Raw genomic sequence first — 14,191 nt, 5'->3', positions numbered from 1 at the left:
ATGAAAATACCTTTACGATCTGAGCACAGACATGACGATGAGTTACATCGGCAGACGCGTACTTATCGGCGACTACTGCATGCCTTTGGTTACCCAATGCGCATACAGCAACTAGAAGAGCGTGCTATTCATTGCATCGTTGACTGCCTTCTAGACAGCCAAACGACGGTAGCTATTGAGGTGGAAAATAAGGAATTAACAAGCCGTATTTTGAATACAGGCGCAACCTTGAGCCAAACTCCCGAATGGGTTTTTGCAGGTTCTCAACGGCATCACTTACAACATATTCCAGCAGGAAGCCGTGAGGCGCCTGAAAGTGGGGCAACCCTTGTCATGGAAATAGCCGCCATATCACCTACAAACGGGGGGCTTGCTATACGAGCCACCGGTGCAGGACTCAACAAACCACACACTTTATATTTTTCAGGGTTACATCAAAATGTAGTCATTGATCATATTGCTTTTCGTGCCGATTACCCGCGTGGAGTGGACCTACTACTATGCGCTGACACGCAGCTGGTTGTATTACCACGTCACTTAACTTTGGAGATCATTTAATGTACGTACCAGTAAAGGGTGGTGAACAAGCAATTGCTGCTTCCCGTATAGCCGTAGAACGGAGTCGCCGAGGCGACGACACAATCCCCGAGATTGAAATTAATCAAATCATGGCACAAATGTCGTTAGCTCTTGATCGGATCATGAGTGAGGGGGGCTTATACGATCGACGTTTTGCTGCTATTGCCTTTAAGCAAGCTCAGGGAGACATTGCCGAAGCGGTATTTCTCGTACGTGCTCATCGCGCGCAATTAGCCAATTTTGGCTCAAGCCAAAACATAGATCTAAAAACAATGCATTACAGTCGCCACATTTCCGCCACGCAAAAAGAGTTGGCTGGAGGGCAAATTTTAGGCGCCACTTACGACTACACCCACCGCTTACTGAATATGGATTTAGAACACTCTCGCCCTCAGTGCGAGTTACCTAAATCAGTGATAACAGCTCCCTCATCGCCCTCTAGCTCTGAGCCACTGTACGCAGATCTTATCCGCACCGAAATATCTAAAGCTCCGATAGACATTACGCGAACTGTTTTGCCTTCTTTACCTGATCCTTGCGAGCGTCTCGCTCATCTCGCTCGTGGCGAAGAAGGCTACTTAACTGGATTAGCTTACGAGAGTTTGCGTAAAGCCTCAACGAGTCATCCCTATGTAGCGCAATTAATGAGAGGGAGCGTTGAAATATTCGTAGAGCTGGAAGACCTCAATTTAACCGTATCCATTGGTGAGGTTGAGTTAACTGCCTGCACTACTGTGGCTCCAAATTTTAGCTCATCTCCACATTTAGAAGCGGGTTTTGGTATTGCTTTTGGAGCTAACGAGCGTAAAGCCGTCGCCATGGCAATCGTAGATCAGCACTTTAAAATTGAGGGTGCTACCAGTGATGCACTCATGCATACCGACGGAGTCGCTGCATCCGGCTATGTCAGCCATTTGAAATTACCTCATTACTCTGACTTTGATGCTGATTTAGCGCGTTTACGCCGAGTTCAGGCTAAGGAGGAAATATGAATTATGCCTACCTTGATCTACCGTCCAAACAAGAAATACGTCGTAAAACCCTAAAAGCACTCTGTCTACCTGGACGTCAAATACCTTTCTCAGCTCCTGAGCTACCCATTGCCTATGGTTGGGGGGTAGGAGGCATGGCTATTACCGCTGCCTTATTAGAACCGAATGACACGTTAAAGGTAGTCGATCATGGTTCGGATGATACCGTTAATGCCCTGAATATCGCGGATTTTTTTACTAAAACGGCAAACATATCAATTACGACAACAAGCTCAAAGGCTACTCTCATTCAAACGCGTCAGCGAGTCCCTGAAAGCCCGTTGCGGGAAGAGCAAATTGTGGTGTACCAAGTTCCTCGACCTGACCCTCTACGTGGATTTATTAATGATGCGGCCGAAGCACTGACACGGCACGCACATCATGATTACGGTGTCGTGTTAAGCGCTCTATTTGAAACATGGTTGCAACAAGATGAGGCGTGCTTAGGATACGACCACCCTGTGATTGTTAATGATGGGGTCTTAATGTCACCGTCGCCTATTCCTGCTATGGATAACCCCCGCATGGCGATGATGCCTGCTATTCAGATTTTTGGCGCCGCACGCGAGCGACGAATTTATGCATTGCCTGCCTATACACCCTTAGCAAACTTAGCTTTTGTTGACCTGCCTGCTAGCCTGAAAAAAGTCGATACAGCATGTTGTATCTGCGGCTCATCTATTCATTATTTGGATAATATTGGTACGTCAAACACCCCCCATTGGGTATGTTCCGACTCCGAAGCATGCAAGGAGCGCGCTCATGTTTAGCTTGCCAGATCCCGTGCTGACAGCACAGGCTATCTCACTTGAAATAGCTGGGCACCGTATTTTGTCGGATTGTCACCTCAAGCTTTATCCTTCCGAGGTTCTCGCTTTAGTCGGCCCCTCAGGTGCTGGAAAATCAAGTCTTCTGAATATACTTGCTGGACGACAGCTATCTAACAACTGTCAGGCTCTTTCCCTTTTAGGCCAGGATTTACTACGTACCAGTCTTTATCAAACTAACCTTTTACGTCGGCGGGCGTGTGGCTATGTGGCTCAGGATGCCAGCACAACCCTAAACCTGAGACAAAGTGCCGCCACTAATATCGTACGTCGTCTTTTTGATTTAGGTGACAACCGTGCGGTTGATGCACTCAAACAAGCACAAAAATGGGGCCAGCGACTTGGTTTATGTCCAGAACGATTACATGAGCCAGTGAAGAACTTTTCGGGAGGGATGCGCCAACGCGTACAAATCGCTGCGGCCATGATCCATCAGCCGAGCATTTTATTTTTAGATGAACCCACTGCTGGTCTCGACTCAGTCGCTCAAGCAGATTTTTTAGATGTGCTCTCTAATTTGAGAAACCAAACACAGACTGCCATGGTGTTTGTGACTCATGACTTACGTCTAGCTCGACTCATTGCTGATCGGGCCATCGTGATGGATCAAGGCCGCATCGTCAGCGAATCCATTATGGATCGTTTGCTTACTGAGCCTGAGCATCTCATCGCCCAAGCTCTTGTTAAGGCAATGATTTAATGAATAAACCAACTGTGATTTTGCAGTATGAAGGCAATGGCATACATCATGGGCCACTTCGCATAACGGCACAAACAGGGCAGATCGTACAGATCTGGGGAGCGTCAGGCTCAGGAAAATCGACTTTGCTCTCACGAATTTGGGGAAGTCGAAGCTTAGGAACGGCACACTTGTGCATACGAACCCACGATCAGCAGTTCACACCAAGCACAATGACACCCGCCCACTTTGCATTTCTACGCTCACGATTAATGTCGTACGTAGGGCAACATCCTACCGTACTACCTCGCGAAAAACTTGTGGATTGGTTTGCTCTAGTCCCCACAAAGACAGTACTCGACGGACTAAGACTGCTGGACCTCTCTCCTAGCTTACTCTCTCGCTATGCCTGTGATGTCTCTGGTGGTGAACTACAGCGTTTTATGTTGCTTCACGCTTATTTTTCTTCTCCTCCAATCTTACTTTTAGATGAGCCCTGTACAGGATTGGATCCAGAGCGTAGTCATCAGGTGAGCACGCTTTTATTACAGGCTAAAGCCGCTCAGAAACTGGTTATTTACACCAGTCATACGAGTGCCAGTTGGGTGGATCAGTCAATCTCTTTAGACGGTTAAACCGTCTACATTTAATTTAACCTGGAAAAGTACTCATAATGAAAAAAATTTTATTGGGATCTGCGTTGAGTGTAGGTTGCCTAAACTTCGTTCATGCCGATACCTCAGTCACACTGGTAATCCCCCCACCAAACCGTAGTGCTTTAAAGTAGAATTTCTCGCAAAGGAAATTCAATGAAAAAGTCTCCCGCTTTGGCTGAGTGAGCGGCTTATTAATGCCTACGCCATACAACATTTAATAAAAAAGAGGAGGGCCAAAAAGAAAAAAAATCTCACGGCAGTGTAAAAACAAACTCAAAAAGATAAATCAGGGAGTAAACATGTTGTTGAACAACAAAAAATGCCATGGCATTTCTACATTGGCACTAGTAGCAGGTTTAGGGTTTTCAGGAACCACACAGGCATTCAATGTGTATGAAGACGGAGAAACTTACTTTGACCTATATGGCCGTATACACTTGACGTTAAACAACGATGACGGTAACGACTATATTAGTGAAGAAGGTTCACGCCTTGGCTTTAAAGCTGGACATAGGATAAATCCTAAGCTAGAGGGTTTTATAAGAGCCGAGTTTAGATTCACCGCTAATGATCGTGACGAGGCACGGCCTAACGTCATTGATGATATAAGGAACACATATGTAGGGCTACGATTTGAAGACGTCGGAGCCGTAAAGGTTGGTAACTTTGACTCCATCTATTATCAGAACATATCCAAGGTTATCAATGTAAGAAATACTGTGGATTGGCGAGCCTTGGCAAAAGGTGGTGCCCGCGCCCGTGGAAACTCTATCTCTTTTGAATCCCAAAGTTTCGATGGCTTCAGCCTGGGTGTCGCTGGAAAGCTCGATCCAGAAGATGAAGATGCAGGTGAAGAAGAAACACTTAACCTAATGGGATATGTAGCCTATGAAACAGGCCCGGTACGTTTTGCCGCTGGCTATGATGAAGCAGAAGGTGATGATGATGCTCTACTCGGGGCAAGCGTAACCTACAAAATATCTCCACAGCTAAGTGTCGGTGCGTTATTTGAAGAGCAGGGAGATATTCGTCATTATGGTATAGCACCCGTTTTTAGTTACTCAGAAGGCAAAATATACGGGAACGTCAGCTATATGGAAAATAGTGACATGAATTTGAGTGACGTCCAATACGTTGCGGGTGGCAGCTACCGGCTTAGTGATCCAATGTTTGTATATTTAGAATATGCTAGCAGTACAGATAGGGAGATCAATGCGATTGATAAGGATTGGTGGGCTTTAGGGGTTCGATACGATTTCTAAGTTTCACAGAGCCCATTAATACAGTTATCAGCGCTGCGTTGGGTTCTAGGTGACGAATGGGATATGTTGGACACCTAAGTTAACGAAGCATTACAGATAGATAGTTAGGTGCTTGTTGCCAGAAAGGCACGCATGCGCACTCATAAACCGTTAAATTTAGGGGGTTTTGTGCCTGAATGGGCTATTAGATTCTTTGATTCGATCTCATCTGTAACATCAGCAGCTAGAGCACTAGGTACGGTTTTGCTTGTTCTATTGCTCTGGAGGCCAGCCTCAAAACTATTCTCTAATATTGGCTTTCCCGATGATTACATAATTCTTTTCCTGACAGTTGGAGCGTTCTCCGTTTCATACCTTGTAGTCAGGTTGCTTGAAATTGGATGTCTCAAGATCTTAAGTTTGCAGAATGATCGAAAGGCTAGTTTAAGAAAAGAGAGAGATCTGGCCAACTTTAAAAAAAAGGTGAGAATGACCCTGCCACACCTCAATCCCAAAGAACTCAGAGTTCTTCGGGAATTGGTTGAATCAGAGCAGCGCATGGATATCCGGGAAAAGGAAGTTAGCTGGCTGAGCAAATCGGGTTGGATCACAAAAATACATCAAGCACCCGCTGCTGAGTTTTTTTCCAGCTGAGCCCTGTAGTACGTCCACTTTTTATTGAGTTCGAAAAAAATCGTTTTAAGGGGATGGTGAATCAAACGATTTCTAATCTTACTGAACCGCAGCGAAATTTTTTGGAGCTTTTTTGGCAAGAGCCGATAATTCATGGCACAAGGGAAAGCCAAAATTCAATGCCTTACAAAATCTACCATGCTGGCTTGGGATTAGTCACTGTACTTGGACTTTCAAAATCAGAATGGCGAGAAGGTGGACACCTGTGCGAGCGATTTGCACTTAATAACTATGCAAAGTCGAGATTGGAAGATGAGGTTTATGGTATTCCTCCTGTTCGGATTGAAGTTGATCTGAACCTCGAATATGTAGAAGGTCCCGGTTCCTCAGGTGGTGGAGCGCGAGGTCGGATTTAACAATCACAGGCATCAGTATTGACCACTAGAGCGAATAGCCAATTTGATGCGAATAAAAAAATGGCAAAGGTGTGGCAGCCTGTCAGCGATAACAAATGGTTATCATGCGAATTATCATAGGGCTCACATTGGCCAAGCTCTACACCTTACATTCCTATTTGCGCTTCAAGCTTTTTTACATGGTACCGCACAGTTCCCGTGCTCATAGGCTGCATACGGCTTCTGCCAGCAAAGATAAAAGCCTCAGGGTCGATTCCCAACTGATCTACCTTCATTAAATGAGGCAGCGGCCCGAGGAGCTCGTAGCGCTCATCATCCACAGTAATGAACACCTTTCGGCTGGATTGCACAACGTGTGCACAGCGAAGCATAAGTACCTTTTTTAATGGCAACTGATAAAGCATTGAAATTGCTGCAGGCATTAAAGCTTTAGCTTCGCGCTCGTTCGGTGTTGAAACAAGCTTTTCCATTACTGCCTTAATTTTTTTAACGTGTTGCTTATTGCTTATCCCTTTATTTTTTTTCTCAGGTAACACGAGATTAACGGCGTATTTATCTTTGGCAAAGGTTCTGAAAACAGCTAAGGAAGCACAATGCCCTGGCTTTTTCTTAGCATGAGATACGATAGCTTCTTCGGGAAGTTCCTGAATGGAAGATACCTTGGCTGACATCAATAGCTCTATAGCTGCTCGCAGATAGTTCCTAACAGTCAAAGGTTTGATTGGTGTCTCTTTGTAAGTAACTCTCTCACTCAATTCTTTTGCATAGTCGACGACCTCACGATGCCAAGGCTGCTTCTCATAACATTGCAAAATATCATTAATCCTCTTATTTTCAATCGCTTGCTCTTTCTCTTCGTTATCCCACTCTATGCCTAGTTTTTCTACTAAGAAATTCACCACATGAAAAGAACGGCGAAGCTTTTCAGCTCCAAATAAATTGAATAAGTGTTGCTGATCAATATCTCTGACGGACAAAGTATTCCGTTCGAGTATGACCAAAAAACGCGCATAACTATCTATTCGCGTCGTCATATTTCCCGCTTGCCTAGGAAGCCTTTCCCAAGAGCAAAACTCAAGAAATAGCGCTCTACACCAAGAAGCTTCAAATAACTCAAGGTTCAGCATTATTCGTCGGTCTAAACGGCGTTTTAAAGAACAGTCTTGGCAAGGGGCGTTGCCACCACCGGGAGTATCTGCTCCACAGTCAGGACATGAGTGAGTTTTTGGATATGGCCCGCTGCAATCTCTACAAACAGCTCGTCCTTCAACATCATATTGATGGAGCTGACGATATTTCCGACAAACCGAGCAGGTTACAAATGCGCAGGCCTTCCTTTCGCATGCCTGGCAGATAATCTCTGAAAGTTCACCATTAGTGATGCGTGAATATCTGCTAGAAAGACATCCACAACGGGAACAGGTATGTTCCTCTCGCCCATGCGGAGCGCAGCTTTTGCAAAACGCAGCGTGACCAATAAGATAACCGGCTCTCGGCAGCGGCTTATCGCAGCGCGCGCAGACACGGTGCAGCCTGAGGCACTCACCGCAGACCGGGTTCTCTTCATACTTATGGGCTCGCACTGACTCGCCGCATTTAGTGCAAGTCTTCTTCTTAAACTCACGGGCATAACATGTCGAGCAGTAAGCGCTCCCTTTGTAGCGCCTTTGCGCCTTAAGCATGGATCGACCACAGTCATCACACTGCAAGTGGGGCTTATGACTCACAAAAATGGGTATCCTAAAAAACTTAATATATGTCGAGCTCTTTCCTGGCGGAACTGTACAAGCTCAGTTCGTCGGCACCGATTTAGACAAGGGCCTTTTGGCTGCTGATTCGTGCTGCGCGTTCTTCGTACCCCCACAGGCAGATATGACAACTGCTCAGCAAAAAAAGCAGGCATTATAGATTTTATGAATGTCCTCTGAGTTAGACCAAGCACACTTGAACCTTCTTGGAATGACGATGGCCAATCAAGAAGCCAATATGCCAAGGTTTCCAAAATTGCAGTCCTATAGGCAACACGCTGATGCTCATACAAGCAACGCTGATTTGAAGGACGATGGAAGGGTTTCAAGTCGTAATGATGCCTCAGTCGATCATGCTGTAGCGAATTAGCGAGCACGCCTGCCATTACCCGAATGACACTCAGAGCTTCCGGACTGGTGGACGCTTGTGGGAGCAAGTTAGTCGGAGTTCCATTCGCTAATTTCAGTAGCTGGGATTGAAGAGCTAACACTAATGGAGAACAGCACAAGGTTGGTAACTTGCGAGAAAGAAGCGACACCCCACATACCGTACAGCGATCCATTCTTTGCACGGTACTTAGATGTGGCATCAATGGCGCATCACAACGTGGGCAAGCATCGCTCATCATGGCGCCATGGTAAGGACAAACAACCATAAACCCTAAACGCCAGTCACGATAATAGATGGCCCCATAATCCTTGAAGCATTCGGAACAATATTGGAGGCCGTGCTGGGTACGTACCTTGTTAGATATCCCCGCTGACAGAAGAAAGGGGACATTTCCCTGACGATGAATTTTTACCAAACTCTGCTCAATTGAACGTAATGTCATCCTTTCGACTGACGCAACATCAAAACCTGAGTGGCGCGACACGGTATAGAGCAGCTCATCACTGGCACTACGATCAATGTCACGGCTCCAGATAGGAATAGATGGAGCCCAGTAATTAGCAAACCGATAGGGGGTCAGGCCGTGAGCAAAGGCGCTACGCATCAACCACGAAGTAAACAGCTCATTCTTAGCTGGTGATAGCATGATCGCCCAGCTTCCTCTGATCACAGTTTAAGCGCCTCCTTGCCATAATCAGAGAGTTTAACCCAGCCGATGTTATCAAGAAGCTTAGCGTCTATATGCTCTTTACCATCTCGGATCGCTTTAACGGTCGCTCTTTTAAGCACGGTCGCTACGCCGCCGATGGTGCCCCCACTCATACTATGTAGCTTTATCGCGATATCCTGACTAGACAGCTGAGAGGGCTCAGCTAATGGCAGTAAGCGTTCAAAGCTGGCCAAGAGGCGCAAGAAGCTAACATCTAACTGCCATCGAGGTAGTGCCAGCGGCTCAAAGCGACTTGAGAGTTGAGTATCGGTGTGCAGCGCGAGAATGGAGTCACGCGTACCGACGGCTACAAGCGGAAGCTGTAGCTTATTGCTCAATCTTTTAAGCATTCCTAGAAAATGCCTCTGTTGTCTTGCACTTCCATGTAGCACATTGTGGATTTCATCAATAATGAGCATCCTGGCTTGTACGTAAGTTAATACCGAAATAGCTTGGTTCTCCTTACGCTGCACGGGATCCGTATCTCTGTGGGCTATCTTTAATGACAGAAGTAACTCAGTCCAAAAACGCCCCTCATTTGGTTCGGAGGGCATTTCCATAACAATGACAGGTGCTAATGGCTCTCCAGAGGGAAGAATCTTCACAGGATGCTTTTCTCTGAAACGGTCGATTAATGTACTTTTTCCATTCCCGCTTTCTCCGACCAGCAACGTGTTGGGCATCCGCTGTACACGGGGATGTGCTAATTGATCCTCAAGCCGGGTCATGATTTCTTTGGCCCTAGGATAGGAAATCCAATGGTTTTGCTGAGCGAAATAAATGCGGTCTTCCGTCGTCCAGGTGAGTGTCTCAGCAATCTCTGGCTTGAGGTGATCAAAATGGGCCATATTCATTCCCTAGGCATCGTCATCGAATGGTTCTATAGGCAGTGCGAATATATCAATCTCACTTTGCACCTCTGTTTGAGGTGGAGCAGGAAAAACACTCTTAGCAGGCGCTTGTGTTTCAACAGATTCCGTTTTCTTGGCGAGTTTCTTCGTCGTATTGATACGAGCCATCTGACGTCTTGCTTGCTTCGTTTTCGTGACGGCCTGTTCAACACGATGACGCATCTTGAGAATGGTCTCAAAAATCACATCCTCATCAACATGCCGCAGTCCTTCCTCTCGAATGCGGCGAGTTGCTTCCCGTAACTCCCACACACTAATCGCTGGTCGAGTAGGATTCCGATAAGGAACCATGTAATAGATCTCACTTTCAGGGTCGTAGAAATAGACTTTACTGATATCGCGTGGATCACGACGGATAGTAAATGAACGAGCCTTCGTTTGATTTTCGGGGTCTTTTGAACCAATCCAAGGGTTCAACACTTCATGGTAGTAATTAATTTCATCCAGCTGGACGCCGTAGCGCTGCACAGTGCGTGAATAAAGAGGAAGGAAGTCTAACTTCAAACGCGTGGGGTCAGTTGGTATAGGCGGCATCCCCAAGCCCGGCTGTGTTGAGTCTCCTAATATACCGAGTTGCCACTTGCGCATTGGTGGCATGTTCAATTCAGAATGCTTGCGACGGTGATACACCCCAACAATAAATTCAACTAAATGCTGCTCAAACTCACGAAGGGTGAGCGCTGATTCTTTTTCTGAGTCATATCCTTTCCGTTGCTCAACGTTGGAAAATGTTGTGCCAGGTAAGGTGTGTATCTCATTTGCAGCAGTACCCATATAACGCTCTATATGTCCGCCGTAGTGGGGAAGCTTTACCGGACGTAATTGCAGGTCGATACCGTATTGTTCACAAGCCCGGCGCAGCATTTTCCCCCGGAATTCTTTCGCGTTATCAGCATGCAGAACACGCATTTTCCCCCAGACTGGCCACTCTTGCCCCACCCCCAGGTTTGCAAGATATTCATGCTTAGGCAACATGGCATTGGAGACACACAAACCCACTGAGATAGCACTGGGCTTTTCCATGCTAACCGCAATCCCCACCACCATTCGTGAAAAGACATCAATAGCCAGAGTTATCCACGGTCGGCCAAGCGCCAGACGATGCTCTTCATCAACTAAGATGACGTCAGCAGGCGTATGATCTATTTGAACAACAGCAAGAGGGAAATCCGCATTTGGAAACTCTCCCCTGATAGGAGCAAAGGTGTCACGCGCCTTATCTCGTAGCCCGCGGCGTCTCATCGTTTCACGTGTCGAAATCTGTTTTATGCGGTTACGGATTGTATTGGAGTGAGGAGGAAGTAAACCGGCCTGTTTGCAATGAGCTTTGACAGTGATAATTACGTCACTGGGCTTATATCGTTGACGACTTAGATATAAGTCATTGATCGCCCCTTCGATTATTGCCTCGACTTTCTTATCGAGCTTTTTCGTACCTGGCTTGCGGCCTCGCGGGGCTGGTATCAATGCTGAAATATGGCCAGCCTCGTGATAGTCCTTAACCCATTGGTATAAAGTGGCAACGTGAACACCGGCTTCTTCTGCTAACTGCTCTGCCTTTGCACGAGTACGAAATGGATCGTCAAGTAGAGGACGGATTGCTGCAAACCGCTGCTGAGCAACTTGCCAGTCTTCGTCTTCGATCTCGGATAAATCCTTTCCTTCAGCAACACCACCTTCTCCAAGCTCTATATCCGTTACGGGACGAAGCTGATGCGCAGACAGACGGTGCACCTCTCCAGTGTCGGTATCTTTAGCAAGGAGGGTTGCTGCATCCAACAAGTGCGAAACTCTATAGGTACGACCATTGGCTGTTATCACAGACCCAGTAGTTACCGATAGAAAAGCGGGCTCTGTAGCCATAAGAAACCTTCTCCGTTAGTAATCCATATGGGGCTGGACATGTTTAATGGGCGTATGAGGTCAGCATGAACACGGCCTATAGCGATCATTTGCCATAAACAACTAAGCGCACACATACGCTTTTCCTCATTCGCATAAGCAGCTGTAAGTAGAATTTCAGGTGTTGTTTCACCGAGCACGGCAAGGGTTCTAGCCAAGTGAGTAGCGGTAGCCGAGTCCTCTGCCAAGTCCCTATAGGCCCTTAGAAATCGTGCATTGTTCAATAGGCCAGTGCCTCTAATCTCTCGCTCAGTCACAATGCGAAAGCCCCAACCTTGCTGCTTGCAATAGCGTATAGCTGCCTGAAATTTAGGCTTCATAATGTGCCAATTTTCTCTCAAATCTTCGCGATACTTAACCTCATACAGAATCGGCGCCGCTTCATCCGAGTAAGTCACGAGCATATCGGGCGTGTACTGACGCCTTTTTCGATCATCATCTTGATACTTAAGGGTTAGCGGCTGCTCACAAACCGTAGCGACCAACGGATCAAAATCGAGGATCATCAGGAAATCGCGCTCTAATGATGACTCAAAATTGCAAGTGCTTCCTCGTAAGAAAGAAACCTGCCCAGTAAGGCTCCTTCGGTTAGTTCCAATAACTCTAACAGGCCGATTCATATTCAGTCGCCTATATATTTGTGATTTTAACACCCAGTCGCTTATATTGGTGTCAATTAGTAGCGTATTTACTTGTCGAAAATAACGTAAGATATTGTTCCAGTATAGCATTAGTAGCTGTTTTTAGTGGAATTCACAGCGGCTCAAAACCTAAGCCCGGTGAAATTTCGCTCGCCCATCACGGCGTGCTGTTTTTAGACGAGCTGCCCGAGTTTTCGCGTAATGTATTAGAGGTTTTGCGCCAGCCGCTAGAAACGGGAAGTATTCATTTAGCCCGCGCTAGCCATGAGCGCCGCTACCCCGCGCGCTTTCAGCTGGTAGCCGCTATGAACCCCTGCCCCTGTGGACATTTAGGCGACCCTAGAAACCGCTGTCAATGCACGGCCAGCCAAATTCAGCGCTATCAAGCGCGGCTTTCCGGGCCGTTACTAGACCGTATTGATCTTCAAGTTGAAGTACCGGCGCTGCCGCCGGAGCAGCTTACCGCCCAGACCCAGGGCGAACCCTCCGCAGCGGTGCGCGAACGCGTAATGGCGGCACGTGAACGCCAAATGCAACGCGGCGCGCTAAACAGCCAGCTGAGCGGCAAAGCGCTGGAAGCCGCCTGCGCGCTCAATGATGAAGAGCGCGCTTGGCTGGCGGGGGTGCTCGAAAAACTCAAGCTTTCCGCCCGCGCCTACCACCGCGTGCTGCGCGTCGCGTTAACGCTTGCCGACCTTCAAGGTGTCGAAAAGCCCACTCAGCCGCACCTTATTGAGGCGATTGGCTACCGGCAGCTGGATCGAATGTTAAGGGGGGCGTAGCCGCAGGCACGGCTTGCTGCTGGCTATCGTTAAGCTGATCTAAAAAACCATCCAGAGCTTCAAACAATACTTCACGGATGGCATCGGCCTCGTTCACAAGATGGTGACGGGCGTCTGGGTGTCGATGAATCTCGTTGTTGGGAAACTTCTCCGCCAAAATGGCTAAATTCCATTCCCAATCGACCGTTAAGTCTTGCTCGCCCTGAAGAATAAGAGTGGGCAGCGCCAGCGGCTCTAACGCCAGCAAGCGAGGCATCCAGCGGCGCATCGCGCTTACCCATGCCACGCTTAAGCGCTCAGGCTGCAGCGGGTCGCCATCGCGCAGAAACGCGGTGAACTGCTCATCCGTGGAGTTGGGACGATATTTACGCGGCAGCTCCTTTAAAAATGGGCTGGCGATTAAATGTACCCAGCTCGCTTGACTCCAGCCCCAAGGCCGCACCAGCGGCGCCAGCAGCACCAGGCCTGACCAGCTGGCTGCCTCACGGCGGGTGAGCGCATCGGTCGCCAGAATGGCCGCGCCGGTGCTTTGCCCCACGCCCAACCAAGGTGCAGGCGCCATGCCCTGAGTTTTTAAAATCGTCTGCACGTAGGTCAGGCTGTGTTGATAATCCTCAAAATCTTCTATTTCCGCGCGCGCGCCGCTAGAAAGCCCGTGACCCGGTAAATCCCATAGCACCACTCGCCAGCCCTTGGCGAGCAGGCGTTTAAGCAAATGACGATACAGCCCCATATGATCAAAGTAGCCGTGAACCACAAACGCGGTCCCTATCGGCTGAGGAGGACTCCACACTTGGCACCACAGCGTAAAGCGGCCCGTATTGATAAAGCCTGCATGAACTTCACTGGCATCGGTTAGCAGCGCCTCCAGGCCATAATGGTGGAAGTAGTCCTGCATCGCATCTGCCAGCATTTCCCCTGGCAACAGGCGGCTAAGGGCAGTCTCGCCCGCAGCATGGCGAAACAAGCCTTCCAGATGTTGGAAATCATGCATGGTTGTTTCTCCATAGCGCCATTTTCCGTTGGCCTTAACGCAACTGATGGG

13 protein-coding genes and 1 pseudogene are annotated in these 14,191 nt (G+C 47.8%); 9 read left to right on the top strand and 5 right to left on the bottom strand.

The annotated features are described in order from the left end of the window. The 8 genes from phnH to CIK78_RS17745 all read left to right on the top strand — a co-directional run bounded on the left by phnH (position 1) and on the right by CIK78_RS17745 (position 6,062). Positions 1-558, top strand: coding sequence for a phosphonate C-P lyase system protein PhnH (phnH, locus tag CIK78_RS03025; protein WP_048766753.1), 558 nt, complete (start codon positions 1-3; stop codon positions 556-558). Beyond that, positions 558-1,571, top strand: a complete 1,014-nt coding sequence (locus CIK78_RS03020; RefSeq protein WP_016239120.1) for a carbon-phosphorus lyase complex subunit PhnI — start codon at positions 558-560, stop codon at positions 1,569-1,571. The genes phnH and CIK78_RS03020 overlap by 1 nt, the downstream gene beginning before the upstream one ends. After that, positions 1,568-2,380 carry an alpha-D-ribose 1-methylphosphonate 5-phosphate C-P-lyase PhnJ gene (locus tag CIK78_RS03015; RefSeq protein ID WP_048766754.1) on the top strand — a complete coding sequence of 271 codons (813 nt, stop codon included), beginning with the start codon at positions 1,568-1,570 and terminating at the stop codon, positions 2,378-2,380. Before CIK78_RS03020 ends, CIK78_RS03015 begins: the two co-directional genes overlap by 4 nt. After that, positions 2,373-3,137, top strand: coding sequence for an ATP-binding cassette domain-containing protein (locus tag CIK78_RS03010; protein ID WP_016239122.1), 765 nt, complete (start codon positions 2,373-2,375; stop codon positions 3,135-3,137). The genes CIK78_RS03015 and CIK78_RS03010 overlap by 8 nt, the downstream gene beginning before the upstream one ends. Continuing rightward, a complete protein-coding gene (locus CIK78_RS03005; RefSeq protein WP_016239123.1) occupies positions 3,137-3,751 on the top strand; it encodes an ATP-binding cassette domain-containing protein in 615 nt (204 codons plus the stop codon). Before CIK78_RS03010 ends, CIK78_RS03005 begins: the two co-directional genes overlap by 1 nt. Before the next feature lie 320 nt (positions 3,752-4,071). Continuing rightward, positions 4,072-5,034, top strand: a complete 963-nt coding sequence (locus tag CIK78_RS03000; protein WP_086961201.1) for a porin — start codon at positions 4,072-4,074, stop codon at positions 5,032-5,034. Positions 5,035-5,166: 132 nt separating this feature from the next. Further along, the gene (locus tag CIK78_RS02995) at positions 5,167-5,667 is read left to right on the top strand and encodes a hypothetical protein (protein WP_141393022.1); all 501 of its coding nucleotides are present in this window, start codon (positions 5,167-5,169) and stop codon (positions 5,665-5,667) included. A 56-nt stretch (positions 5,668-5,723) separates the two neighbouring features. Further along, complete coding sequence (locus CIK78_RS17745; RefSeq protein ID WP_141393021.1) at positions 5,724-6,062, top strand: hypothetical protein; 339 nt, start codon at positions 5,724-5,726, stop codon at positions 6,060-6,062. 146 nt (positions 6,063-6,208) lie between these two features. Here CIK78_RS17745 and CIK78_RS02990 read toward each other — a convergent pair whose 3' ends face one another. From CIK78_RS02990 to CIK78_RS02970, 4 genes are all read right to left on the bottom strand, one after another. Further along, positions 6,209-7,096, bottom strand: coding sequence for a hypothetical protein (locus CIK78_RS02990; RefSeq protein ID WP_096277095.1), 888 nt, complete (start codon positions 7,094-7,096; stop codon positions 6,209-6,211). Between the two features lie 1,771 nt (positions 7,097-8,867). Next, positions 8,868-9,758 carry a TniB family NTP-binding protein gene (locus CIK78_RS02980; RefSeq protein ID WP_176483352.1) on the bottom strand — a complete coding sequence of 297 codons (891 nt, stop codon included), beginning with the start codon at positions 9,756-9,758 and terminating at the stop codon, positions 8,868-8,870. A gap of 9 nt (positions 9,759-9,767) precedes the next feature. Further along, positions 9,768-11,603, bottom strand: a complete 1,836-nt coding sequence (locus CIK78_RS02975; RefSeq protein WP_176483351.1) for a Mu transposase C-terminal domain-containing protein — start codon at positions 11,601-11,603, stop codon at positions 9,768-9,770. Positions 11,604-11,653: 50 nt separating this feature from the next. Continuing rightward, complete coding sequence (locus tag CIK78_RS02970) at positions 11,654-12,343, bottom strand: TnsA endonuclease N-terminal domain-containing protein (protein ID WP_217990263.1); 690 nt, start codon at positions 12,341-12,343, stop codon at positions 11,654-11,656. 140 nt (positions 12,344-12,483) lie between these two features. On the opposite strand from CIK78_RS02970, the pseudogene CIK78_RS02965 reads away from it, so the two are divergent. Continuing rightward, positions 12,484-13,146: pseudogene (locus tag CIK78_RS02965) on the top strand (ATP-binding protein); the annotation flags it as partial. On the opposite strand, the gene CIK78_RS02960 reads toward CIK78_RS02965, so the two are convergent. Beyond that, on the bottom strand, positions 13,094-14,140 hold the full coding sequence (locus CIK78_RS02960) for an alpha/beta hydrolase (RefSeq protein WP_096277087.1): 1,047 nt from the start codon (positions 14,138-14,140) through the stop codon (positions 13,094-13,096). The pseudogene CIK78_RS02965 and the gene CIK78_RS02960 overlap by 53 nt on opposite strands. Positions 14,141-14,191: the final 51 nt, after the last annotated feature.

Source organism: Halomonas sp. JB37 (assembly GCF_002332255.1).
Lineage (GTDB): Bacteria > Pseudomonadota > Gammaproteobacteria > Pseudomonadales > Halomonadaceae > Vreelandella > Vreelandella casei.
This window is presented reverse-complemented; position numbering and strand designations above follow the sequence as displayed.